This window comes from Paraburkholderia sp. BCC1876 (assembly GCF_902833695.1).
GTDB lineage: Bacteria > Pseudomonadota > Gammaproteobacteria > Burkholderiales > Burkholderiaceae > Paraburkholderia.
Genome location: NZ_CADFGI010000009.1, coordinates 165551 through 190524, shown reverse-complemented (window position 1 = coordinate 190524; position 24974 = coordinate 165551). Strand labels below are relative to the sequence as shown.

The following is a 24974-nucleotide window of genomic DNA, read 5'->3' as shown; positions in this document are numbered from 1 at the left end:
GTGCCGGGTTGAGGGATAATACGGGTTTCGCCCTATTCGACGTGGCCGCGCCAAACGAGGTCCAAACGGAGGCCAAACGTGAGCGCCCAACCGCGGGCAGCCTCACTCGCTCCGTTCTCCGCGCCGTCGGCCACCTCTTACCGCTGAACACACATGAGTATCGTCAACCTCTCCGCGTACCATTTCGCGACCATCGAAGACACCGCCGCGTGGCGCCCGTTCGTCACCGATCGCTGCAACGCGCTCGGCCTGCGCGGCACCGTGCTGCTCGCGCCGGAAGGCATCAACCTGTTCGTCGCCGGCACGCGTGAGACGACCGACGCGTTCATCGACTACATCCGTCACGACGCGCTGTTCGAAGGCAAGTTCGCCACGCTGCAATTCAAGGAAAGCCTGTCCGACAAGCAGCCGTTCACGCGCATGCTGGTCAAGCTCAAGCGCGAAATCATCACCATGAAGAAGCCGGCGATCCGCCCGGAACTCGGCCGTGCGCCGTTCGTCGACGCGCCCACGCTGAAACACTGGCTGGACCGCGGTCACGACGACCAGGGGCGCCCGGTCGTGATGCTCGACACGCGCAACGCGTTCGAAGTCGACGTCGGCACCTTCGAGAACGCACTCGACTACCGCATTTCGAAATTCAGCGAATTTCCCGAGGTGATCGAGCAGAACCGCGCCGACCTCGAAGGCAAGACCGTCGTGTCGTTCTGCACCGGCGGCATTCGCTGCGAGAAGGCCGCGATCCACATGAAGGAAGTCGGCATCGAGAACGTGTATCAGCTCGAAGGCGGCATCCTGAAGTATTTCGAGGAAGTGGGCGGCGCGCATTATCAAGGCGACTGCTTCGTGTTCGATTACCGCACCGCTTTGAATCCGCAACTGGAACCCACGTCGACCGTGCAGTGCTTCGGCTGTCGCGCGGTGGTGCCGCCCGAGGCGCAGCAGTCGCCGCTGTACGTGGCGGGCAAGACGTGCCCCGCGTGCCATCCAGACGGCAAGGCCGCGCACGCGGCGTAATGCGGGCGGACATGCCGGCGGTGCGGATCACCCAGCCATGACCTATCGCGGGCGCTTCGCGCCATCGCCTACCGGGCCGTTGCATTTCGGCTCCCTCGTCAGCGCGCTCGCCAGTTGGCTCGACGCACGCGCGCATCGCGGCGTGTGGCTGGTTCGCATCGAAGATATCGACGGTCCGCGCACCGTGCCGGGCGCCGCCGAGAGCATTCTCTCGACGCTCGAACGTTTCGGCATGCACGCGGACGAGCCGCCGGTCTGGCAAAGCCGTCGCATGCCGCGCTACCTGCAGGCGCTGGAACAGTTGAAGTCCACCGGACTGATCTATCCGTGCGGCTGCACGCGCAAGGAGATCGCCGACTCGCTGCTGCACGCACATGCGCGCAATACGACTCTCGCTTATCCCGGCACTTGCCGCACCGGCCTGCATGGCAAGCCGGCGCGCGCGTGGCGCCTGCGCGTGCCCGACGGCGATGCGGCCGTCATCACCTTCCAGGACCGCTGGCAGGGTCCGCAGACGCAGAACCTGGCCACTGAAGTCGGCGATTTCGTGCTGCGGCGCGCGGACGATCAATGGGCGTATCAACTGGCCGTGGTGGTTGACGATGCCGACGACAACATCACGCATATTGTCCGCGGCGCGGATCTGATGGATTCGACGGCGCGGCAGATTTATCTGCAGCGCTGTCTTGGCGCGCCGACGCCGCACTATTTGCACGTGCCCGTGGTCACGAACGAACACGGCGAAAAACTCAGCAAGCAGAACGGCGCGACCGCGCTCGATGACGACCAGCCGCTCGACGCGCTGAACGCCGCGGCGCGGCATCTCGGCCTCGACCTCGGCCTGACGACGAACGGCCAAAAACCGGCAGCAACGCTGGAATGCTTCTACGCGGCCGCCACGGCAGCATGGGCCAGGCGAATGGGAATAAGCGAGTGAATGCGGGCGGGAGTTTCTGCCTGGCGACCGGACCGAGAGCCCAGTAGAACCGAACCCGAGCGGCGCCAAACGAAGCAGAAAGCGAAGAAAAAAGAAGAAAAGCGCGAAGCAAAAACAAAGGGCGATTTACAGAGAAACCGCCGCGATGACCAACCTGTCCGGCCTAAAACTATCGGCTACCGCCCCGCTCGGGGCATAGGGCGCAGCGCCGATCAACCTGCAAAGACCACCATCCGCATCCGCGCGATCAGGAAGACGGAGTAGTCGACTTCCGCGGCATCCCAAACCCACCCAGCAACGCCGCCAAAGGCTGCTTGGAACCGGACTTCTGCGGCGCGGCAGCGGAAGAAGCTGCAGCCTCTTCGACCTTGCGAACCGAAGCCGGCGACGGCTCATAAGGCTTGAGAAAGAAATCGTCCACCGGCTGCGCGCGATGATGATGCGGCCGATCGAACGAACCCGACGACGCCGGACCCGAACGCCGGCGAGCACCGCGCTCATCACGGCCTTCGCGACCCTCACGGCCTTCGCCGCGGCTTTCGCTGCGCTCACGGCGCGGCGCGCGCTCTTCATGATGATGACGCATAGGTGCATTCACCGTCAGATGCTGCACGTCCAGCGGACGCTTGATCAGCTTCTCGATATCGGCGAGTTGCTTGCGCTCGTTCGGGCTGCACAGCGACAACGCGTCGCCCGACGCACCCGCGCGGCCGGTACGGCCGATCCGGTGCACATAGTCTTCCGCATTGAACGGCAGATCGAAGTTGATCACCGCCGGCAGTTCGGCGATATCCAGGCCGCGCGCGGCGACGTCGGTCGCCACCAGCGCTTCGATCTCGCCGCGCTTGAACGCGTCGAGTGCCTGCATCCGCTCGTTCTGCGTACGGTCGCCGTGAATCGCGGTCGCGACCACGCCGTCGCGCTCCAGACTGCGCGCAAGGCGGCTTGCGCCGATCTTGCTGTTACAGAACACGATCACCTGCTTGAGGCTGCGTTCGCGAATCAGTTGCACGACCGCGCCGGTCTTATCGCCTTCGGCGACTTCGTAGACGATCTGCGTCACGTTGGTCGCGGTGGAATTGCTGCGCGCGACTTCGATAGTCTGCGGGTCGCGCAGATACGTGGCGGCCAGTTTCTTGATTTCGCCCGAGAAGGTGGCCGAGAACAGCAGCGTCTGACGTTCCTTCGGCAGCAAATTCAGAATGCGCTGCAAATCCGGCAGGAAGCCCATGTCGAGCATGCGGTCGGCTTCGTCGAGCACCAGAATCTGCACCTGGCCGAGATTGGCGGTTTTCTGTTGCACGTGGTCGAGCAAGCGGCCCGGCGTGGCGATCAGAATTTCGACGCCGCGGCGCAATGCTTCGGACTGCGGGTTCATATCGACACCGCCGAACACCACCGTGCTGCGCAGCGCCGTGTGCTTCGCGTACGACTGCACGTTCGCGGCGACCTGGTCGGCCAGTTCGCGGGTCGGCGTGAGAATCAGCGCGCGCACCGGATGGCGGGCCGGCGAAGCACTCGTGCTCGCCTGCGGCAGCAGCCGCTGGATGATCGGCAGCGAGAAGCTCGCGGTCTTGCCGGTGCCGGTTTGCGCGGCGCCCATCATGTCACGGCCGGCCAGCACGACGGGAATCGCCTGCTCCTGGATCGGCGTAGGCGTGGTGTAGCCCGATTCTTTGACGGCTTTCAGGATATCGGGCGCGAGGCCGAATTGATCAAAAGTCGCAGTGCTGGGCGTGACGGCTGTGTCGGACATGGTGGCTTTCGCTAATAAATGCGCTTGGCGCGTGCGCGCGGCAGCGGTCGGAACCGCAGAGGGCATTGTGATGAAGGCGGAGCCACGGCGTTCCGCACGGGACCCGTTGGTATTGCAGGAAAAAATGCGGCCGGCTCCGGCCGGCGGAAACACCCGCCGGAAAGGCCGGTATTGTAGCACTTCAGCAAAAACACTCATGGCGCATCTGCCGGCTTTCTGCTTACGTCAGCGAAAGCCGCGCCGCCGCTCGCTGTCCGGGGACCGGCAATGCGGTGCGAATTCCAGCAAACACCAGCCAAACCCGGCAAAACACCGCCGCGCCTCGCTGGCGAGCGTAGTGCGCGCAGGCGACAGTTCCGTGACAGCCTGCGCTCACTGGGGGCCAACCGCCATTTACCCGCGCTTACTACCCGCGCCTACCAGGTCTCACGCATCACCATCAGGCGCAATTCGGTCATGTCCTCGATCGCGTAGCGCACGCCTTCGCGTCCCAGCCCGGAATCCTTCACGCCGCCGTACGGCATGTTGTCGACCCGGAACGACGGCACGTCGTTGATCACCACGCCGCCCACGTCGAGTTCGTCCCACGCGCGGTGCGCATTCGCGAGCGAATCCGTGAAGATACCGGCTTGCAGGCCGAAGTCGCTGTCGTTGACGGTGGCGAGCGCCGCGCCGAAGTCGTCGAAACGCTCGAGGATCGCCACCGGGCCGAACGCTTCCTTGCGATACAGGTCGCTATCGCGCTTCACGCCTTCGAGCAGCGTGGCCTCGAACATCGCGCCCTCCACCTTGCCGCCGGCGACGATCTTCGCGCCCGCCTGCACCGCGCTGTCCATCCAGCCGGCGAGGCGTCTGGATTCCGATTCGGAGATCATCGGGCCCACAAAAGTCTTTTCGTCCTTCGGATCGCCCATGATCAGCGACTTCGTCTTCGCGATCAGTTTCTCGCGCAGCGCGTCGTAGAGGCTTGCATGCACCAGAATCCGCTGCACGCCGATACAGCTCTGCCCCGACTGATAGAACGCGCCGAACGCCAGCCGGTCCACCACGTAGTCGAGCTTGCCGCCCTGATCGCCGTCGACGATCGCGGCCGCGTTGCCGCCCAACTCCAGAATCACCTTCTTCTTGCCGGCCTTTTTCTTCAGATCCCAACCCACCGCCGGCGAGCCGGTGAAGGACAGCAGCTTGAAACGTTCGTCGGTGGTGAACAGATCGGCGCCGTCGCGATGCGCCGGCAGAATCGAAAACGCGCCTTTCGGCAGATCGGTTTCCGCCAGAATCTCGCCCATGATCAACGCGCCGACCGGCGTGCGGCTCGCCGGCTTCAGCACGAACGGTACGCCTGCCGCGATCGCCGGCGCCACCTTGTGCGCGGTCAGATTCAGCGGGAAATTGAACGGCGAGATAAACGAACACGGCCCGATCGGCACACGCTTCACATAGCCGTGATAGCCCTTGGCGCGCGGCGCAATCTCCAGATTGATGATCTCGCCGTCGATCCGCACCGATTCCTCCGCGGCCACCTTGAACGTGTCGATCAGCCGCGTGACCTCGCCCCGCGAGTCGTTGATCGGCTTGCCGGCTTCGATGCACAGCGCCAGCGCCAGTTCGTCGTAACGCTCGCGAAAACGCTTCACACAATGTTCGAGCACCGCCTGGCGCTTGAACGGCGGGAAGGCGCGCATGGCCGGCATCGCCGCGACCGCATGGCCGATCGCCTGGTCGATCGCGGCGGCGTCGGCCATGGCCACACGGGTGGCCACTTCGCCGCTGAATTTGTCGGTGACTTCGAGATCGGTGTTGGCCGCCACGGCTTCGTTGGCGAGGTAGTAGGGGTAAGTCTTGTTCAACATGACACGCTCTCCTGGTTCCAATGCCTGACAGTGCTCACAGTGATCACAGTGATCACAGTTGCGCGCTCAACCTCTTGATCTCGCGGTTCAACACGCGCTCGTTATCCGAATAGTCGATCGGCAGATCGATCACATGCACGCCCGGCGTGACGAAGCATTCGCGCAGCAAAGGCGCGAACTCCGCCGCCGATTCGATCCGGTGTCCCTTCGCCCCATAACTCTCCGCGTAGGCCACGAAATCCGGATTCGCCAGCGTCATGCCGTAGTCCGGGAAATTCATGTTTTCCTGCTTCCAGCGGATCATGCCGAACGCGTCGTCGCGCAGAATCAGGACCACCAGATCGAGCTTCAGGCGCACCGCCGTTTCCAGTTCCTGCGAATTCATCATGAAGCCGCCGTCGCCGCACACGGCCATGACCTTGCGGTCCGGGTGCACGATCTTGGTGGCAATCGCGGACGGCAAGCCCGCGCCCATCGACGCCAGCGCGTTGTCGAGCAGCAGCGAATTCGGTTCGTGCGCGCGGTAATAGCGGGCGAACCAGATCTTGTACATGCCGTTATCCAGACACACGATGCCGTCCACCGGCGTGGTCTCGTACACGTCGTTGACGATCCGCACCGGGTACATCGGGAAGCGGTCGTCGTGCTGGCCTTTGACCAGATGCGCCTCGAAGTGCTGCTTGATCTCCTTGAAGCGCGTGAAGTCCCAATGCTCCTGACGTTCCTTCAGACTTTCCTTCAGTTGCCACACCGCATTGGCGATATCGCCGACCACTTCGATCTGCGGGAAGTACACCGTATCCACTTCCGCGCCGAGAAAATTGACGTGAATCACCGTCTTTTCGCCCGCTTCGCCGCTGCGCATGAAGAACGGCGGCTTCTCGATCACGTCGTGACCGACATTGATGATGCAGTCGGCGTGATCGATCGCGCGGTGCACGAAATCGCCGTCGGACAAGGTCGCGTTGCCGAGCCACATGGGATGCGATTCGTCGATCACGCCCTTGCCCATCTGCGTCGTGAAGAACGGAATGCCGGTCTGGTCGACGAACTCGCGCAGCATTTTGGTGGTGGTTTTGCGATTGCCCCCCGCGCCGATCATCAGCAGCGGATGCTTCGCGCTCTTGATCGCCTCGACCGCGCGCGCCACCGCTTTTTCCTCGGCCACCGGACGGCGGCTGAAGCTCTTCGGGATCGGCTTGCCGTCGCCCTCTTCATGCGCGACGTCTTCGGGCAACTCGAGGTGAGTGGCGCCCGGCCGTTCTTCTTCCGCCTGCCGGACCGCCTCGCGCACCGCCGCCGGGATATTGCCGATCGAAACAATCTGCCGCGTGTACTTGGTGAGCGGCTCCATCATCCGCACCACGTCGACGATCTGGAAATGGCCCTGCTTGCTCGACTTGATCGGCTTCTGGCCGGTGACCATCAGCATCGGCATGCCGCCGAGCTGCGCGTACGCGGCGGCGGTCACGAAGTTGGTCGCGCCCGGGCCGAGCGTGGCCAGACAGACGCCCAGGCGGCCGGTGAGACGCCCGTAAGTGGCGGCCATGAAGCCGGCCGCCTGTTCGTGACGCGTGAGGATCAGACGGATTTTGGAGCGGCGCAGCGATTCGAGCAGATCGAGATTTTCTTCGCCGGGAATGCCGAACACGTACTCGACACCTTCGGCTTCCAGCGATTTGACGAACAGGTCCGATGCTTTCATGGAGGGTCTCGCTTGATGAAACGGACGCGGGCCGTGAGCCCGGCCGTCAGGGTCCGGGAACGGACGAAACGGACGATCGAAGACGACAGCAGTCGCGCGGAGAACGCGCGGCATGGCGGAACGGCGTGGTGCATGCCACGCCGGACAGCTTACTACTCGAACGGAAAGGATGTGTGCGGGCGGGCAGTGCCGCGCGGCGGAAGGCGGGGGACGCGGGCGAAGCAGGCAGCGCAGGCGAAGCAATCAAGACAGGCGGCGTTGACACGCAAGGCCACCGCATCGCGGTCAGCGATTGATGGTGACGCAGTCGGACAGCATGGGCGGTGCGTTTTCGCCGTCTGTCGCGTCGTACAGGTCGGCGCGCGGCCCCTTGGTCCACCACGTGTAGCTGCCAGCCTGGTATTTTGCGCCGGACGCCGACAGCGTGTTGACGAACAGCAATTGCTGACCCTTCACGGGCACGAGCGCAAAGCTCTGGCCGTTGGCCGTGTTCCAGTAAGTGACCTGCAGAATCTTGCCGGTCGCGCAGGTGTATTTATGCGTCTGACGGTTTTTGGTTTGAATCTCGGCGAGGCGTAACGGTTCGGCGCACGCGTTGCCATAGAGCGCCGCGAGACCGGCCGCCGTGGTGACTGCAACAAGCCATTTCTTCATAGGAAGCCTCGTTAGTTGCTGCTTGCCGCCGATGCGTGGCGCGATGCCGATGGCGCGACGAACGCCGCCGCGCTGCGCGGCCGCATGACGCGCCTCGATATCGCGGACCGCGTGCTTACGGATCGATCACATTGGCGCACGCGTCGGTCGGCGCGGCGGCGACGTGCCCGACCAGCGGCACGATCTTCAGACCCGCCGATGCGACCCGGCACGGCGCGGCCGCGAGACCGCAACCTGCCAGACCAGCGCTCAACGCGAGCACCACGCTCAATGCGCCCAACCGCCCGGCCACACCACGCTGCTTTCCAGCGCTGGAAGCGGAGTCGACACCCGCGTCGGACCCGGACTCAACCTCGAAGTGACTGCTCGACTGACTGCTGCGGAATCCCTGCATCATGCCTACCTCTTACACTTGCTTACCTGCTTCAACGATTCGGGTCCCGCGCGCGACACCGCGCACACGGCGGACTATATGGCACATAGACACGTGTCGCCGTGCATTCGTTCGCCCTGTTTCGCGTAGCCCTGTTCGACGTCGCTTCGACGTCACTTCGACTTCGTGGACACCGGCCGCACCGCCGCCGCGGCCTGCTTCGCACGCGAGCGGGCTTCGTCGAGATTTTCGCCGGTGGCCAGCGCCACGCCCATGCGACGCTTGAGGAAACTCTCGGGCTTGCCGAACAGCCGCAGATCCGCGTTGGGCACGGCCAACGCCGCCGCCACGCCTTCGAACGCGATGCCGGTTTCGTCGAGCCCACCATAAATTACCGCCGACGCCCCCGGCGCCCGCAGCGACGTATCCACCGGCAAACCGAGGATCGCGCGCGCGTGCAGTTCGAACTCCGAGAAACGCTGCGAGCACAGCGTGACCAGACCCGTGTCATGCGGACGCGGGCTCACTTCCGAGAACCACACCTCGTCGCCGCGCACGAACAGCTCGACGCCGAACAGGCCGCGGCCGCCGAGCGCCGCCGTCACCTTCTCCGCGACTTCGCGCGAACGTTGGAGCGCGAGCGGGCTCATCGGTTGCGGCTGCCACGATTCGACGTAGTCGCCCGCCACTTGCACGTGGCCGATCGGATCGCAGAAATACGTGCTGACCGCGCCGCTTGCCGGATCGATGGCGCGCACGGTCAATTGCGTGATTTCGTACTCGAAGTCGATAAAGCCTTCGACGATCACGCGGCCGTGATTCACGCGGCCACCGGCCATGGCGTATTGCCACGCGGGTTCGACGTCGGCGTCGCTCTTCAGCACCGACTGGCCCTTGCCCGACGACGACATGACCGGCTTCACCACGCACGGATAGCCGACCTTGGCGATGCCGGCGCGCAGTTCGTCGAGCGAATCGGCGAACGCGTACGGCGAAGTCGGCAAGCCGAGCTCTTCGGCGGCCAGACGGCGGATGCCTTCGCGGTTCATGGTGAGCTGCGTGGCGCGCGCGGTCGGGATCACTTCGGCGAGACCGTCGGTTTCGATCGCGGCAAGAGCCTCCGTCGCGATGGCTTCGATCTCGGGGACGATCAGATGCGGGCGCTCCTGCTCGACCAGCGCGCGCAACGCAGCGCGGTCGGTCATGTCGATCACGTGGGCGCGATGCGCGACCTGGTGACCCGGTGCGTTCGGGTAACGGTCGACGGCGATCACTTCGACGCCCAGCCGTTGCAGCGCGATGATCACTTCCTTGCCGAGCTCGCCGGCGCCGAGCAGCATGACGCGCGTAGCGGATTCAGAAAGGGGCGTGCCGATCCGTTGGCCGATCTGCATGGGGTCTCCAGATAAAAGTCGGATGAGGGTGGGATTGGATAGAACACGATGTTAACATGCTGGCCCCTCGCCGCGCCTTGCTCGCAGCGGCTGCATTCTCATCTGCGCGTGGGGCACGCAGGCGCGCCGCGGACCGATCCGCCGGCGGCCCGATTAAGCGCTTGGCACGCCGTTGCGCTCGCGTGCGGCGAGCTTAGTGCGTTACCCTTACGCCTTCGCCAGTTTGAAGAGGAACGACGCCATGCTCCAAAGCTCCTCCGCGCGACGTATTGCGCGCTTTACCTCACCTTTCGTCTCGTATTTCGCTCCGCGTTTTGTTCCGCGCTTTGTTCCGCGTTTTGCTCGTCATGCGCGCACGGTTTTGGCCGGGCTGGGCGTCGCCGCGCTGTTGAGCGCCTGCGCGATCCCGAAACATCCCGATTCGGAAGCCGCGGCGCCCGATCCGTTCAATCCCGCCGCCACGCAATTGCTCGACGACACGAGCTGGGTGCTGAGCGGCTGGAAGCAGGCCGACGGCAGCGCGCGCGCGATTCCGTCCGCCGATCAGGGCGCGCCGATCACGCTCACGCTCTCCACCGACAAAGGCCAGCGGCACGCGAGCGGCTTTTCCGGCTGCAACCGCTACATGGGTTCGTATGGGCTGAAAGACGGCAAGCTGAGCTTCGGCACGCTGGGCGGCACGCGCATGGCGTGCATGACGCCGGGTGGGCAGCTCGAAGGCGCGTATCTGAACGCGCTGACGCATATCGACCGTACCGGCGTGCAAATGCGCGCACCGCAGCAGATGCAACTGGTGCTCGATAACGGCGATACGCTGACGTTCGACCGCAGCGCTAAATGATCGGCGCGCGGCGCGCGGCAATGCACCGTTTTTCTTTCGACGCAAGCTCGCTTGCGTCTGCTTTCGAAGCCACTGGCTTCGCCGGTTTAAACTCGACGGATTGCGTTCTCGCGCGTCCGTCATTCGTTGATGTCTAGCATGCACACGGTAGTTTTCGGCTGGTTCGGCGGGTCGGCCGTCTGGTTCATTCCTCTTTTGTGGCGTCTCGTGAAGTCGGTGCTGCCGGGCGGCGCGGGTTTGCGCGGTCCGGGCACGATCCGGCTGTGGCTCGGCTTCGTCTGCGTGATGGTGGCGAGCTGCACGCTGGAGGCGTCGCTGCTCGACGTGGTCGGCGTGAACGGTGTCGGCCACGCGCTGGCCGCGGGCTTCGGCCATCTGCTCGGGCATATCGGCACGCCGCTCGCGGCGCTGGCGCTGCTCGGCATCAGCCTGCCCTGGCTGATCGATTTCCGCTGGCGCGATGTCGCCGTGTGGGCCGACGGCGCGTTCGGGCTGGGCTTGTCGCGCGGGCTGGCTAAACGCGATGAAGAAGCGCGCCGTCATCGCAGCGTCGATGAGGGTGTGTCGTCGCATGTGTCGCCGACGACTAATACGATGGCGCCCAAGACTAACGGGCGTTACGCGCGGCCGACGGTGTGGCGGCCGCCCTCGCGTGGGCGTGGGGCGGATGTGGCGGCGGGTGCGGCGGGTGCTGCTGCGGCGGCTAAGGATGCGGCGGCGCGGAATTCCGGCGCGAGCTGGCGTGCTGGTGCGACGCCGTCGCGGGCCCGCGCGGCGCAGCCGGCGGAGCCGGTGCTGCGCACGGGTGTTGCGACACCGCCGCGACAAGCGCAGATGCCCGCGCAAAAGTCGGGCGCGGATAAGGCTGCGTGGATGCCCGCTGAGCCGGTTGCGCCGGCGGGATGGTTGCGCGAGCAAAGGTCGGCGGGATCGGCGGCGGGTACGGCGGGGTTGGCTGGTGCTGCCGGATTGGCCGGTGCTGCGGGTTCGGCTAGCGCGTCGGGATTGGCTGGTGCCTCAGGTTTGGCCGGTGCTGCGGGCGCCGCGAATGCCGGCGGTTTGGCCAGCGCTCCCGGTCTGGCGAGCGCCGCAGGTTTGGCAAGTACCGCAAGCTCTGCTGCCGCTCAAACCAGCGCCTCGAGAGCTGCCCAGACCATGACTGCGGCTGCGACACGCGCCACGCCTCGCACTGCTGGGCCAGCTCTTACAAGTTCACCCGCGAACACGTCTGCGGGTTCCGTGAGGAACGCCACAGTTCAGACGGGTCGTCCGTCGACGGGCCAAAGTTCAGCGAATCCGGCGGGTCCGATCAATCGCGCTACCGTGCAGCGACAACCGTCCCCAGTTGCGCCGCGTGCCGACATCGCAATGTCGACGGCAAGCACACGCCGCCCCGGCGCGTCCGCATACACGCGGCCCATGCCGACGACGCAAAAAGTCGCACCGCCCGCGAGCGTCGAGGAAACGCTGCGCAGCATCGCCGAAAACACCGCACGCTGGACCGACATTGCCGGCGTGAGCCTCGCGCGCACGAGCGGCGCGGAAAATGCAAAGCTCGGCACGGGGCCTGCGAATACGGCGGTCTCGGCTGCGGCCGAAGCTGAGCATGGTCAACCGGCGCAACCCACAGTTGAAACGGCGCAGGCTGAAGCTGCGTCCGCGATATCGCCTGAAGCACGGCATGCGGATAGCGCATTCGATGCGCCGCTTGGCGCGGACGCTGACGCTCACTCTGATATCGAAGCGGAAGCAGATGCTCACGCCCGCGCTGACACCAAAACCCACGTCGACACTGACGCCAACGCCGAACCCGTCGTGCAATGGCCGATTGAACCGCCGGTCATTCAGCCACCGTTGACGGCCGCGCCGGCATTCGCGCCGGTTGTAGCGCCCGCATCGGCGACGGATGCGCCTGTGGCCGGATCCTCGCCAGCGACGACGTCCATGACCGACACATCGCCAGCGCCGACATCCGCGGCTGAATCCTCGCGCGCACCGGCAACGCCGCCGACGCCCGTGACTTCGTTCACCCCCACGGTTGCCGTTGAGCTCAATTCGCAGCCTGCCGTGCCTGTCACCACCCCCACGCCGTTCCAGATCTTTGCGGCCCGCCTGCAACAGAGCGAGACCTCCGACAACGCGTCTCCGTTAGACGACGCGGAAAACGCAGAAAACGCAGAAGACGACGCAACGCCATCCGTCGCTCACACGGAAGCCTTGACGAACACCAACGTCGAAGATGCGCAACCGGCCGCCCAGTTCTCGGCGCGTGCACACGTAGCGACATCGGAAACCGCAGCGCCAGTTGGGAACGCAGCAACAACGCACCCGGCAGATGCCGAGCCAGTCGCTCAGCCGCCATCCACAACGCCGACGCCGGTTGCCGAGGTCGTTATCCCGAAGCCGCTCGCGCCCTGGGAAACCGTCAACAGTGTTGCCGCGTCGTCGCACGCGGCGCTGTCAGCGAGCGAATCGCCTGCGCGCAGCAACGCACTGTCGGAAACATCGGTGCCGCCGCATCAAGTCACGCCGTCGTCGCCGCGCATCGAGAGCCCGAGTGACAACGTGGCACCACGCGCAGCGGAACCGGTGGACTCCCCTGCCCCATCCGTTGCATCCGAGACATCCGAATCGTCAGCGGCCCACAGCGCGGCGGACGTAGTCGCCGCCGTGCGGCCGGCGGACGTAGTCGCCGCCGTGCGGCCGACCGACGTCCCGCCGTCTGCTTCGAACGTGGTCCGCTTCCCGTTCGCGGTGCAGGCCGCGCCGGTCGATTCGAGCCCGATCGTCGTCGAAGCCGCCGCCCCGTCAGCGCAAGCAGGCATAGCCTCGCAGTCGGCATTGCCCGCCGGACACGTCGAACCCATCGAAGCCATCGAGCCAAACGAACCGATCGAGTCCAGCGAACCGGCCGAACCCACCGAACCCACCCCCGCCACCCAGCGCCCACCCGTACGCGGCCACAGCCCCGCCAACGGTTTCGAATTCCGCGCGCCCGCCGCATCGATGGTCGAACTCCCGACCCTCGACCTGCTCGCGCCCGCCGACATTGACATCGAACCGGTCTCGGAAGAAAAGCTGATCGAAACCGGCCTGCTGATCGAACAGCGTCTGCAGGAGTTCAAGGTGCCGGTCACCGTGGTCGGCGCATCGGCCGGTCCGGTCATCACGCGTTTCGAAGTCGAGCCGGCGCTCGGCGTGCGCGGCAGTCAGATCGTCGGTCTGATGAAGGATCTGTCGCGCGGCCTCGGCCTCACGTCGATCCGCGTGGTCGAAACGATTCCCGGCAAGACCTGCATGGGTCTCGAACTGCCGAACGCGAAACGGCAAACCATCCGTCTGTCCGAAATCCTCGAAGCAAGCGTCTATCAGAACTCGCATTCGCAACTGACGCTCGCGATGGGCAAGGACATCACCGGCCATCCGGTGGTGGCCGATCTGGCGAAGGCGCCGCACATGCTGGTCGCGGGCACCACGGGGTCGGGCAAGTCGGTGGCGATCAACGCGATGATCTGCTCGCTGCTCTACAAGGCAACGCCCGAAGAAGTGCGCCTGATCATGATCGACCCGAAGATGCTGGAGCTGTCGGTCTACGAAGGCATTCCGCATCTGCTCGCGCCGGTCGTCACGGATATGAAGCTGGCGGCCAACGCGCTGAACTGGTGTGTCGGCGAAATGGAAAAACGCTACCGCCTGATGTCCGCGGTCGGCGTGCGTAACCTGCCCGGTTTCAACCAGAAAATCCGCGACGCCGAAGCCAAGGGCAAGAAGCTCGGCAATCCGTTCTCGCTGACGCCGGAAGCCCCCGAGCCGCTCGCGCCGCTGCCGCTGATCGTGGTGGTGATCGACGAGTTGGCCGATCTGATGATGGTGGCCGGCAAGAAGATCGAAGAGCTGATCGCGCGCCTCGCACAGAAAGCGCGCGCCGCCGGCATTCACCTGATTCTGGCGACGCAGCGGCCGTCGGTCGACGTGATCACCGGCCTCATCAAGGCAAACATTCCGACGCGCGTGGCGTTCCAGGTGTCGTCGAAAATCGACTCGCGCACGATTCTCGACCAGATGGGCGCGGAGTCGCTGCTCGGTCAGGGCGACATGCTGTTCCTGCCGCCGGGCACCGGCTACCCGCAGCGCGTGCACGGCGCGTTCGTCGCGGATGAAGAAGTGCATCGCATCGTCGAATACCTGAAGCAGTTCGGCGAGCCGCAGTACGAAGAAGGCATTCTCGACGGTCCCGCCACCGACGGCGGCGCGGCCCAGGACCTGTTCGGCGAATCGCCCGACGCGGAAGCCGATCCGCTTTACGACGAAGCGGTCGCCTTCGTGGTGCGCACGCGGCGCGCGTCGATCTCGTCGGTGCAGCGGCAATTGCGCATCGGCTATAACCGCGCGGCGCGTCTGGTCGAGCAGATGGAAACCGCTGGGCTGGTGTCGGCGATGGGCATCAACGGCAGCCGCGAAGTGCTGGCGCCAGGACCTGCGGAGTAACTTCGGGGTCACTGCGCGATCGAAAGCGAAACACGCAGCCAAAGCAAAACGGGCCGCTCAACTGAGCGGCCCGTTTTTTTATCCAGCGCGTGAGATCAAGGGAAATCAACTCACGCTGCCTCGACGCTCACGACGGCGACACCAGCTTGAAGTCCACCGGCGAATCGATCTCGATCCGCTTCGGGTTCGCCTCGAGCAAACCGCTCTGCTGATCGCGCTTGAACACATACACCGTGCCGCTATTCTGATTGCCGACGATCAGCCAGTTGCCGGTCGGATCGATCGCGAACTCACGCGGCGACTTGCCGAGGCTCGACTGATGGCCGATCTTCTTCAGGTGCCCATTCGTCGGATCCACCGAGAAAATCACGATGTCGTTCGCGTCGCCGCGATTGGACGCGTAGAGAAAGCGCCCATCCGGCGAAAGATGGATCGCCGAGCCGCCCACCGCGCCCTTGAAGCCCGGCTCGGTCAGCGAAAGAGTCTGCACCTGCGTGAGCTTGCCGTCGTCGTAATTGAACGTGCTGACCGTGCCCGCCAGTTCGCTCGTCAGATACGCCTGCTTGCCGTTGGCGCCGAACACCAGGTGACGCGGTCCCGTGCCCGCCTTCTCCTGCGTATAGCGCCAGTCGGTCGGACCGAACAGGCCGCGGCTACCGTCCGGCGTGTAACGGTACGAGTACAGCTTGTCGGCGCCGAGATCTTGCGCGAACAGATAGTGACCGTCCGGCGAGAACACCGTGGAGTGCACGTGCGAATTGTCCTGACGTCCCTTCACCGGACCGCCGCCTTCATGATGCACGGTCAGCACAGAAGCGCCGACCTGGCCGTCGTCCTGCAGCGGGAACACCGCGAAGCTGCCGCCCGGGTCGGCCGCGACTGAGTAGTTCGCCGTCAGCAGATACTTGCCGTCCGGCGACAGGCTCAGATAGCACGGATCGTTGCCGTCCGACGAGACCTTGTTGAGGAAGCTCAGTTGCCCGCTCGCGGCGTCGAAGCGGAACGCGCTGATGCCGCCGCGCTGCGAAGCCGGGCCGTTGTCGCCGGGCAATTCGTTGACCGCGTAGACGAAGCGGCGGTCGCGGCTCACCACCAGATACGACGGGTTGACCGTCTGCGCGACCGAGACGCGCGTTGCCTCGCCCGTCTTCGTGTCGAAGCGATAGACGTAGAGCCCCTGGCTCGTGCCGCCGGTGTAAGTACCGACCAGCATGTCGTAAACACCATCGGCCGGGACCGGGCCGGAACCTTGCGCAAACGCATGCGTTGCAACAATCGAGACCATGAGCGCGAAACCTTTTATTATCGAACGGGCGGAGCGCAACGGAGCAGGCCGCCCCGCGCGCCATGAAGTGGATTGAGCCGCGTCGGTAGCAGCGGCAGGCCGATGAGAATCCGCGACGGCACGCTGAGCGGCCCGGTGACGACGAAGCATTGAGACCTCCTGGACATCGGTTATTCGGTGAATCGGTTGTAGTGGTGTCTCTGGTCTGCCGCGCGATGGGTCGAGCGTTGTTCTTGTCGAAGCAGTATAGAAGCGTTGTGTCGGATCATGCAGCGAATCCGGTCGACTCGCAGGCTGCTGCATGCGAAGCTGCATCGGTAAATAGTGTCCCGCCTGACGGGGCATTTTTTCAATCTTTTTCAATCGTGTCTCACGCGTCTCACACTTTGGAGTCTTCATGAACGTCACACTCAGCCTGGGCCCGCTCGTTTCGTTGATCGCCGGCATTCTGATTCTCGTCATGCCGCGCTTGCTGAACTACATCGTCGCGCTCTATCTGATCATCATCGGCATCATCGGGATCTTCGGCATGGGGTCGACGCATTTCTGAACCAGGCAGCGGACCCGCAGCGCGAACGCAACCCGTGGACGCACGAAAACGCACGACCGGCATTTGAATCCGGTCGTGCGTTGGTTCAGGGTGAAGAGGTGAAGGGCTGAAGCGCGCGAGCGCGCTTCAGCGTCAGTTCGTCACGCGGCCGGTAGTCGGACCGATGGTCTTCCCGACAGTCAGCCGTTCGAAAGCTGATCGAGACGCAGACGCCCCTGCAACGACAATCCGCCAACGGCATAATGGCCGTCACCGTGTTGATAGCGGCGGAAGCAGGCCCGTTCGACCAGAAATGCCATGGCCGTCAACATGCCGTTGCGGCTTAGGCCCAACCGGCCATGATCGAGAGGCAACATCGAATCGTCGGCCACTTTGCTCGCGGCCGAGAGTATGGTGATGCAATCGGTTTTCGACGGGTTCAGCATCGTTCGGATCCTCGGAAGCGGCGTCTGGTTGCGCCAGGGGCAAGGCCGATCACGATCCGGAGCGTTCCGGGCATCGGCTCGAAATCCGATTGTAGGCAGGGATTTGACAATTTACCAACCCGCGTTTCGCGGTATTGCCCGATGAACCAAAGCGCATTAGGCGAGTCCGGTAATAACCACGACCTCGCGCGCGGCGGTGCTCGCCGTGCGTCACTCTGACACGCTATTCCATGCCCGCACTCATCGAAGACTATGCGCTTATCGGCGACGGCCACACGGCCGCGCTTGTCTCCCGCGACGGTTCCGTCGACTGGCTCTGCTGGCCGCGTTTCGACTCCGGCGCCTGCTTCGCCGCCCTGCTCGGCACGCCCGACAACGGCCGCTGGCTGATCGCGCCGGTCACGGACGCTACGCCCACCTTCACACGCCGGTATCGCGGCGAAACCCTGATCCTCGAAACCGACATCGAAACGCCCGAGGGCGCCGTCACGCTGATCGACTTCATGCCGCCAGGCAACGGCTGGTCGGAGATGGTCCGCATCGTGGTCGGCAAACGCGGCAGCGTGCGCATGAAGATGGAACTGGTGCTGCGCTTCGACTATGGCTTTTCGGTGCCGTGGGTCGATCGGCTGAAGCACGACAACGGCATCAAGGCGATCGTCGGGCCGGACACCGCCGTGCTGCGCACGCCTGTCGAATTGCGCGGCGAGGATATGAAAACCGTCGCCGAATTCACCGTGAACGAAGGCGAACGCGTGCCGTTTTCGCTCGCCTACGCGCCCTCGCATCTGCGCATTCCGCCCGCGCGCGATCCGCATACATCGCTCGCGCGCACCGAGAATCACTGGCTCGAATGGTCGGCGCGCGGCACGGTCGAAGGACGCTGGGCCGAGCCGATCCGCCGCTCGCTGATCACGCTGAAGGCGCTCGCCTATGAGCCGACCGGCGGCATTGTCGCCGCGCCCACCACCTCGCTGCCGGAACAACTCGGCGGCACGCGCAACTGGGACTACCGCTACTGCTGGCTGCGCGACGCCACCATCACGCTGCTCGCGATGATGCGCGGCGGCTACTTCGACGAAGCGCGCGCGTGGCGCAGCTGGCTCGGCCGCGTGATGGCCGGCGCGCCGGATCAGTTGCAGATCATGTACGGCATTGCCGGCGAACGGCGTTTGCCGGAGTTCGAGATCGACTGGCTGCCGGGCTATCAGGACGCCAAGCCGGTGCGGATCGGCAACAACGCGGTCGGCCAGCGTCAGCTCGACGTGTACGGCGAAGTGATGAACGCGCTGCATCTGGCGCGCGTGGGCGGCCTGCAGGCGGACGACACGGCGTGGAACGTGCAGCGCGCGCTGCTGAGCCACCTCGACACGATCTGGCAGGAACCCGACGAAGGCATCTGGGAAACCCGCGGCGGCCGCCAGCACTTTACATTCTCGAAGGTGATGGCGTGGGTCGCGTTCGACCGCGCGATCCGTTCGGCGGAAATGTTCCAACTCGAGGGCCCGCTCGACGCATGGCGCGCCACTCGCGCCACGATTCACGCGCAGGTTTGCGAACAGGCGTGGAATCCGACGCTCAACGCGTTCTCGCAGTCGTACGGCAGCGATCAACTCGACGCCAGCGTCTTGCTGATGCCGATGGTCGGCTTCCTGCCGCCCGACGATCCGCGCGTTAAAGGCACGGTCGCGGCAATCGAAAAAAATCTGATGCACGACGGCTTCGTGATGCGCTACCGCACCACCGAATTCGACGACGGCCTGCCGCCCGGCGAAGGCACGTTTCTCGCGTGCTCGTTCTGGATGGTGGACAACCTCGCGCTGCAAGGCCGCCTCGACGAAGCGATCGCCATGTACGAGCGCCTTCTCGCGCTCGCTAACGACGTCGGCTTGCTCGCGGAAGAATACGATCCGGCGACGAAGCGCCTCGTCGGCAATTTCCCGCAGGCGTTTTCGCATGTGGCGCTGGTGCACACCGGCCTGAACCTGATGAAACACGAACAGCAGATGGCCCAGGCGACCGGACAGCCGCCGCATAACGGCACCGGACAGTCGGAACTTGAGGCTGAGGCAAGCCCCGATAGCGGCGGAGCAGCATCGCCAGTAGCATGATTTAATGACAGTTTGCGTGCAGGTAGTACGCGAATTGCTGCATTGCACAAGTAGGCGTTGTTCGATATGATCGGACAGATTGTTGGCCGAAAATCAATGCGCCCACAACCAATTTGGCCCGCCACAACGCCACACGCGTGTTTGCGAAGCCCCATGCGAACCGCCTTGAAACGGAGCACCCATGCTCTACCAATTGCACGAATTCCAGCGGGCGATGTTGAGCCCTCTCACCGCCTGGGCCCAGGCCGCTTCCAAATCATTCGCGAATCCCGCCAGCCCGCTAGCTTATGTGCCCGGCGCCACGCGCCTCTCGGCCGGTTACGAACTGCTCTACCGGCTCGGCAAAGATTACGAAAAGCCTGAGTTCAACCTTCATCAGATTGTCAAAGACGGTCACAACATTCCGATCATCGAACAAGCGATCATCGAGAAACCGTTTTGCCGCCTGATGCGCTTCAAGCGTTTCGCGGACGACAGCGACGCTGTTGCCCAATTGAAAGATGAGCCGGTCGTGCTGGTCTGCGCGCCGTTGTCGGGCCACCACGCCACCTTGCTGCGCGACACCGTGCGCACGTTGTTGCAGGATCACAAGGTCTACCTGACCGACTGGATCGATGCCCGCATGGTGCCGCTCGAAGCCGGCGAGTTCCGTCTGGACGATTACGTCGCCTACATTCAGGAATTCATCCGCCACATCGGCGCGAAGAACCTGCACGTCATTTCGGTATGCCAGCCCACGGTGCCGGTGCTCGCCGCCATTTCGCTGATGGCGAGCCGCGGCGAAGAAACGCCGCGCACCATGACGATGATGGGCGGCCCGATCGACGCGCGTAAGAGCCCGACCTCGGTCAACTCGCTCGCCACGCAGCACTCGTACGGTTGGTTCGAGAACAACGTGATCTTCACGGTACCGCCGAATTATCCGGGCGTGGGCCGTAAGGTTTACCCGGGCTTTCTGCAGCACACCGGTTTCGTCGCGATGAATCCGGAACGTCACGCGGCTTCGCACTGGGACTTCTACCAGAGTCTGCTGCGCGGCGACGAAGACGACGCGGAAGCGCATCGCCGTTTCTACGACGAGTACAACGCCGTGCTCGACATGGACGCCGATTACTATCTCGACACGATCCGCGTGGTGTTCCAGGACTTCAATCTGGCCGAAGGCACGTGGGACGTGTCCGGTGAACGTGTGCGTCCGCAGGACATCACGAAGACCGCGCTATTCACGATTGAAGGCGAGCTCGACGATATTTCCGGCGACGGCCAGACCTATGCCGCGCACGATCTGTGCACCGGCATTCCGGAGAAGGACAAGCGTCACTTCACTGCGGAAAAGTGCGGACACTACGGCATTTTCTCGGGGCGCCGCTGGCGCACCATCATCTATCCGCAGTTGCGCGACTTCATCCTCGAGCACAATAAAGCGCCGAAGGTCGTGAAGGAAAAAGTCGAAGCCTGACTCTGACTGAATACCCAGCGCGTAGTCACTCACAACGGCCTCTTCGGAGGCCGTTGTTGTTTATAAAGCCGGCAAGTGATAGCGCGAGTACGACGGTTAGGAATACCGCGCGAATACCGCGGCATTCCACCCACCGCGATATTCGCCGCTACTTTCGCAACAGATACGCGAGCAGCAACTCGGTGTTCATCTGAACCACTTCGCTGCGTTCGGTCGCACTGCTGAAATCGCGGCCAAGGGTGGCCTCGAGCGTGAAGCGGTTCGACACGATGTAATAACCCATGCCGGACAGCGTCACATAGAAGCGCAACGGATCGACGTTGGTGCGAAACAGTCCCGCGCGTTGACCTCGCTCGAGAATGCCGCCGAGCGTGGCGACGATCGGCGAGATCATTTCGCGGATGCGCGTCGACTTCTGCATGTAGCGTGCTTCATGCAGATTTTCGTTGTTGATGAGACGTAGCAGTTCGGGATGATCGCGGTAGTAATCCCAAACAAAATGCGCGAGGCGCGTCACGGCCTCGACCGGCGCGATACCGGCCAGTTCGAGCGTGCGTTCCGCTTCGTTGAGCGCGCTGAACGCGTGCTCGAGTACCGCAGTAAAAAGCTGCTCCTTGCTACCGAAGTAGTAATAGAGCATGCGTTCATTCGTCTCCGCGCGGCGGGCGATCTGATCGACGCGCGCGCCGAATAGCCCCCCATTTGCAAACTCTTCGGCCGCCGCAAGCAGAATGCGGCGCCGCGTGCCTTCAGGATCTCTTTTGATTTTCGGCTGATTCATGGTGGCATCATCTTCGTGAGCCGCGTTATCCGGATCGCGCCGCCGGTCTCTCCTCGGACCTTGCACCGACAGCGTTGAACGGGCGCGCCATGGTTGGGGGACACCCTTCTGCGGTCTTTCGAAAAAGCGCTTCGATTATGGCACATGGATTGCGGATGGCAATTGGGGAAATCGGCGATAATGTGCTATTTAGTTCAAGCTGTGCGGCCGCAAGCCAAGCCCCAACGTCGTGACCGTGACAGACAATAAAACACTCGCAGATCGCATCGAAGATCTGCTCCCCCAGACGCAATGCACGAAGTGCGGTTATCCCGCGTGCCGGCCTTATGCCGAAGCCGTCGCGAGCGGCGCAGCGCTCTATAACCAGTGCCCGCCGGGCGGCGCCGAAGGCATCGCGCGTCTCGCCGCGTTGCTCGGCAAACCCGCGATCCCGCTCAATTCCGCCAATGGCGTGGAAAGGCCCCGGCCGTTGGCGGTTATCGACGAACAGGTTTGCATCGGCTGTACGTTGTGCATGCAGGCGTGTCCGGTGGACGCGATAGTTGGCGCACCGAAACAGATGCATACGGTGATCGCCGAACGCTGCACCGGCTGCGATCTGTGCGTGCCGCCCTGCCCCGTCGATTGCATTGCGCTGCCGCCGGTCACCGGCGCGGCGACCGGTTGGGACGCGTGGAGCCAGAGCCAGGCCGACACGGCACGCGAGCGCCATAACCGGCGCGAAGCACGCCTTGCACGCGAACGCGAAGCCGCCGAAGCGCGTGCTGCAGCGCGGCGAGCCGGCAGCGGCGCCACTGTCGCAGTGGCCCAAACGGTTGAAGCCGGCGCCTCGGTTGCACCCGCAGCCGCCGCCGTGGAAGACGCCGACGCGAAGAAACGCGCGATCATCCAGGCCGCGCTCGAACGGGCTCGCAAGAAGAAAGAGGAGTTGGCCGCCAAGGGCCAGGGGCCGCTGAACACCGAGCACGTCAGCGCGGACGTGCAAGCGCAGATCGACGCCGCCGAAGCACGCCGCCGCCGTCTCGCACTCGCCGCGGCCGATGCCGGCGCCGGCCAGAGCGACGACACATCGGCCAACGCCACCCCCGCCGACAGCGCCGCCAAAACCGGCCCGTCGTCCAAGCCGCACTAACAGCCCCTGCACCCGCACGCTCACTCAGCATGAACGCGAACAAACGCCGCGCCATCTACGAAACGCTTCAGAGTCTCAACCCGCATCCGACCACCGAGCTCGAATACACCTCACCGTTCGAACTGCTGATCGCCGTGCTGCTGTCCGCGCAAGCTACCGACGTGTCGGTCAACAAGGCGATGCGCAAGATGTTTCCGGTCGCGAACACGCCGCAGCACGTGTTCGATCTCGGCGAGGAAGGCGTGGTCGGGTATATCAGGACCATCGGCCTGTACCGGACCAAGGCCAAAAACGTTATCGCGACCTGCCGGATTCTGCTCGACCAGTTCGGCGGCGAAGTGCCCGAAGATCGCGAAGCGCTCGAAAGCCTGCCGGGCGTCGGCCGCAAGACCGCCAACGTCATTCTGAACACGGCGTTCGGTCATCCGACCATCGCCGTCGATACGCACATCTTTCGGGTTGCCAATCGAACCGGTCTGGCGCCGGGCAAAGACGTGCGCACGGTCGAAGCAGCGCTGGAGAAATTCACGCCCGCCGAGTTCAGGCAGGACGCGCACCACTGGCTGATCCTGCACGGCCGCTATGTGTGCAAGGCACGCAAGCCCGAATGCTGGCATTGCACGATCGAACCGCTCTGCGAGTTCCGGCCGAAGACGCCGCCGCCGGATCTGTGAGCGCACGCCCAGCATGGCGCCCGGTCCCGGCGTAAAATGTTGGGCTTCACGGGCGGCTCGCCGCCCCACATAACGCCCCACCCACAGCACCGGTCCCACGATGTTCAATCCCAGCCGCGATGAAGTCCGCCTCTTTTTCACCGACACCTGGCGCAAACAGCGTCAAGGCGAAATTCTGACGCCGCTGGAGGCGATCGCCGCCGACTGGATCGTCGAACATCCCGAGTACCACGCCGACCTCACCGACGGCGACGCCGCGCAGGCCCAGGACTACTCGCCCGAGCGCGGCCAGACCAATCCGTTCCTGCATCTGTCGATGCATCTGGCGATCACCGAGCAGTTGTCGATCGACCAGCCGCCCGGCATTCGCGCCGCGCACGAACGACTCGCCGCGCGCCTCGGTTCCACTCACGAAGCGCAGCACGCCATCATGGACTGCCTCGGCGAGACCATCTGGGAAGCGCAGCGCACCGGCACGCCACCGGACACGGACGCGTATCTGCAGCGTATCGAGCGGCGCGCCACCCGCGACTGACGTGCCGGACTGGCGCCCGGGATTAACGCCCGAGACAAACCCAAAACCGACGCCCCAAAAGCAAAACACCCCGCCGAAGCGGGGTGTTTTTCATTCAGGAAGCCGCGCGCGGCAACCAGCCGGACGCGCTTACTTCTTCTGCACCAGATCGCCGTTCAGCGATTCGACATAAGCGGCGATGTCTTTCATATCGCCTTGCGACAGGCTCTGCACCTGCGCCTGCATGATCGCGTTGTTGCGACCGAGGTGCGGGTTGCCGTTGCCCATCTGGTATTGGCGCAGCGCCCAATAGACGTAATCGGCGTGCTGACCGGCGAGCTTCGGATACTCCGGGCTCACCGGCTTGTTCAGGTTGACGCCGTGGCAAGCCGCGCAGTTGTGGGCGTCGGCCAGCACCTTGCCGTTGCCGGCGTCGGCGGCATGCGCGACGTTCGCTGCAACCAGACCGATTACTGCCGCCGACGCGCATGCAGCCTTGAACACCGTGTGGAGTGCCTGTTGTGGCTTATTCATGAATTCTCCTATCCCGCGAATTGATTAACCGGGTGACTGGACGGACGACCGCGGCCGATCACTTGTCGGGATTGCTTTTCGAAGAGGAATTTTGCGCTGCGTAGTAAGCGGCGATGTCGGCGATGTCCTGATCGGACAGCGACGTGGTGATCGCATGCATGGTTTCGAAGTGGCGGTCGCCCTTCTTGTAACCGTGCATGGCGTTTTCGAGGTACTGCTGATTCTGGCCACCCAGCATAGGCACGCGGTACACCTCAGGGTAAGCCGTGCGGTATTCGGGAATGCCGTGGCAGCCGATACACATTGCGACCTTGCCTTGACCCGCCTTGGCATTGCCGACGACATCCGCTGCCTGCACACTGGCCGCATAGCCCGCGAGCACCGACAGCGCTGCGATCACGACGTGTTTGCCGACGAATTTATTCATAGCATGTAACCTGGCATGAGGGGAACGGGCGCCCAAAAAGGCAACGGCCCGCGCCGTTCTTCTT

General features: G+C 64.1%; 21 protein-coding genes. 10 read left to right on the top strand and 11 right to left on the bottom strand.

The annotated features are described in order from the left end of the window. Positions 1 to 153 precede the first annotated feature (153 nt). Positions 154 to 1017, top strand: a complete 864-nt coding sequence (locus HWY05_RS28405; RefSeq protein WP_035551955.1) for a sulfurtransferase — start codon at positions 154 to 156, stop codon at positions 1015 to 1017. 37 nt (positions 1018 to 1054) lie between these two features. Then, positions 1055 to 1954: a tRNA glutamyl-Q(34) synthetase GluQRS gene (gluQRS, locus tag HWY05_RS28400; protein ID WP_176060429.1), complete on the top strand. Its 900-nt coding sequence runs from the start codon at positions 1055 to 1057 to the stop codon at positions 1952 to 1954. Positions 1955 to 2201: 247 nt separating this feature from the next. Here the strand turns inward: gluQRS and HWY05_RS28395 are convergent, their stop codons facing one another. From HWY05_RS28395 to purT, 6 genes are all read right to left on the bottom strand, one after another. Continuing rightward, complete coding sequence (locus HWY05_RS28395) at positions 2202 to 3710, bottom strand: DEAD/DEAH box helicase (protein ID WP_176060428.1); 1509 nt, start codon at positions 3708 to 3710, stop codon at positions 2202 to 2204. A gap of 416 nt (positions 3711 to 4126) precedes the next feature. Then, positions 4127 to 5563, bottom strand: coding sequence for an aldehyde dehydrogenase family protein (locus tag HWY05_RS28390; RefSeq protein ID WP_176060427.1), 1437 nt, complete (start codon positions 5561 to 5563; stop codon positions 4127 to 4129). A 52-nt stretch (positions 5564 to 5615) separates the two neighbouring features. Further along, positions 5616 to 7268 carry an acetolactate synthase large subunit gene (locus HWY05_RS28385; RefSeq protein WP_176060426.1) on the bottom strand — a complete coding sequence of 551 codons (1653 nt, stop codon included), beginning with the start codon at positions 7266 to 7268 and terminating at the stop codon, positions 5616 to 5618. A 285-nt stretch (positions 7269 to 7553) separates the two neighbouring features. Beyond that, positions 7554 to 7922, bottom strand: a complete 369-nt coding sequence (locus HWY05_RS28380) for an MliC family protein (RefSeq protein ID WP_035551969.1) — start codon at positions 7920 to 7922, stop codon at positions 7554 to 7556. A 115-nt stretch (positions 7923 to 8037) separates the two neighbouring features. Then, positions 8038 to 8214, bottom strand: a complete 177-nt coding sequence (locus HWY05_RS38750) for a DUF6726 family protein (protein ID WP_347880822.1) — start codon at positions 8212 to 8214, stop codon at positions 8038 to 8040. A gap of 254 nt (positions 8215 to 8468) precedes the next feature. Beyond that, positions 8469 to 9689, bottom strand: a complete 1221-nt coding sequence (gene purT, locus HWY05_RS28370) for a formate-dependent phosphoribosylglycinamide formyltransferase (RefSeq protein ID WP_176060425.1) — start codon at positions 9687 to 9689, stop codon at positions 8469 to 8471. A 241-nt stretch (positions 9690 to 9930) separates the two neighbouring features. Here purT and HWY05_RS28365 point away from each other — a divergent pair, with 241 nt between their 5' ends. Together HWY05_RS28365 and HWY05_RS28360 are read left to right on the top strand one after the other, a co-directional pair. Continuing rightward, a complete protein-coding gene (locus HWY05_RS28365) occupies positions 9931 to 10530 on the top strand; it encodes an META domain-containing protein (protein ID WP_035551973.1) in 600 nt (199 codons plus the stop codon). Between the two features lie 138 nt (positions 10531 to 10668). After that, a complete protein-coding gene (locus HWY05_RS28360) occupies positions 10669 to 15018 on the top strand; it encodes a DNA translocase FtsK (protein ID WP_176060424.1) in 4350 nt (1449 codons plus the stop codon). A gap of 127 nt (positions 15019 to 15145) precedes the next feature. On the opposite strand, the gene HWY05_RS28355 is transcribed toward HWY05_RS28360, so the two are convergent. Continuing rightward, positions 15146 to 16453, bottom strand: coding sequence for a lactonase family protein (locus HWY05_RS28355; protein ID WP_176060423.1), 1308 nt, complete (start codon positions 16451 to 16453; stop codon positions 15146 to 15148). Between the two features lie 247 nt (positions 16454 to 16700). Between HWY05_RS28355 and HWY05_RS28350 the strand changes: the two genes are divergently transcribed. Then, on the top strand, positions 16701 to 16853 hold the full coding sequence (locus HWY05_RS28350; protein WP_081935917.1) for a DUF3096 domain-containing protein: 153 nt from the start codon (positions 16701 to 16703) through the stop codon (positions 16851 to 16853). A gap of 179 nt (positions 16854 to 17032) precedes the next feature. Here HWY05_RS28350 and HWY05_RS28345 read toward each other — a convergent pair whose 3' ends face one another. Continuing rightward, complete coding sequence (locus HWY05_RS28345) at positions 17033 to 17278, bottom strand: hypothetical protein (protein ID WP_035551979.1); 246 nt, start codon at positions 17276 to 17278, stop codon at positions 17033 to 17035. A gap of 230 nt (positions 17279 to 17508) precedes the next feature. Between HWY05_RS28345 and HWY05_RS28340 the strand changes: the two genes are divergently transcribed. Both HWY05_RS28340 and phaZ read left to right on the top strand, forming a co-directional pair. Continuing rightward, positions 17509 to 19389, top strand: a complete 1881-nt coding sequence (locus HWY05_RS28340; protein ID WP_176060422.1) for a glycoside hydrolase family 15 protein — start codon at positions 17509 to 17511, stop codon at positions 19387 to 19389. A 181-nt stretch (positions 19390 to 19570) separates the two neighbouring features. Then, complete coding sequence (gene phaZ, locus HWY05_RS28335) at positions 19571 to 20848, top strand: polyhydroxyalkanoate depolymerase (RefSeq protein WP_035551984.1); 1278 nt, start codon at positions 19571 to 19573, stop codon at positions 20846 to 20848. 148 nt (positions 20849 to 20996) lie between these two features. Here the strand turns inward: phaZ and HWY05_RS28330 are convergent, their stop codons facing one another. Next, positions 20997 to 21629, bottom strand: coding sequence for a TetR/AcrR family transcriptional regulator (locus tag HWY05_RS28330; RefSeq protein ID WP_035551986.1), 633 nt, complete (start codon positions 21627 to 21629; stop codon positions 20997 to 20999). Between the two features lie 235 nt (positions 21630 to 21864). On the opposite strand from HWY05_RS28330, the gene rsxB reads away from it, so the two are divergent. From rsxB to HWY05_RS28315, 3 genes are all read left to right on the top strand, one after another. Beyond that, positions 21865 to 22761, top strand: coding sequence for an electron transport complex subunit RsxB (gene rsxB, locus HWY05_RS28325; protein WP_176060421.1), 897 nt, complete (start codon positions 21865 to 21867; stop codon positions 22759 to 22761). Positions 22762 to 22790: 29 nt separating this feature from the next. Further along, complete coding sequence (nth, locus tag HWY05_RS28320; RefSeq protein ID WP_035551988.1) at positions 22791 to 23435, top strand: endonuclease III; 645 nt, start codon at positions 22791 to 22793, stop codon at positions 23433 to 23435. Positions 23436 to 23535: 100 nt separating this feature from the next. Beyond that, complete coding sequence (locus tag HWY05_RS28315; RefSeq protein WP_035551992.1) at positions 23536 to 23970, top strand: DUF1841 family protein; 435 nt, start codon at positions 23536 to 23538, stop codon at positions 23968 to 23970. A 129-nt stretch (positions 23971 to 24099) separates the two neighbouring features. Here the strand turns inward: HWY05_RS28315 and HWY05_RS28310 are convergent, their stop codons facing one another. After that, a complete protein-coding gene (locus tag HWY05_RS28310; protein ID WP_176060420.1) occupies positions 24100 to 24483 on the bottom strand; it encodes a c-type cytochrome in 384 nt (127 codons plus the stop codon). Positions 24484 to 24541: 58 nt separating this feature from the next. Continuing rightward, positions 24542 to 24910, bottom strand: a complete 369-nt coding sequence (locus HWY05_RS28305; protein ID WP_035551998.1) for a c-type cytochrome — start codon at positions 24908 to 24910, stop codon at positions 24542 to 24544. Positions 24911 to 24974: the final 64 nt, after the last annotated feature.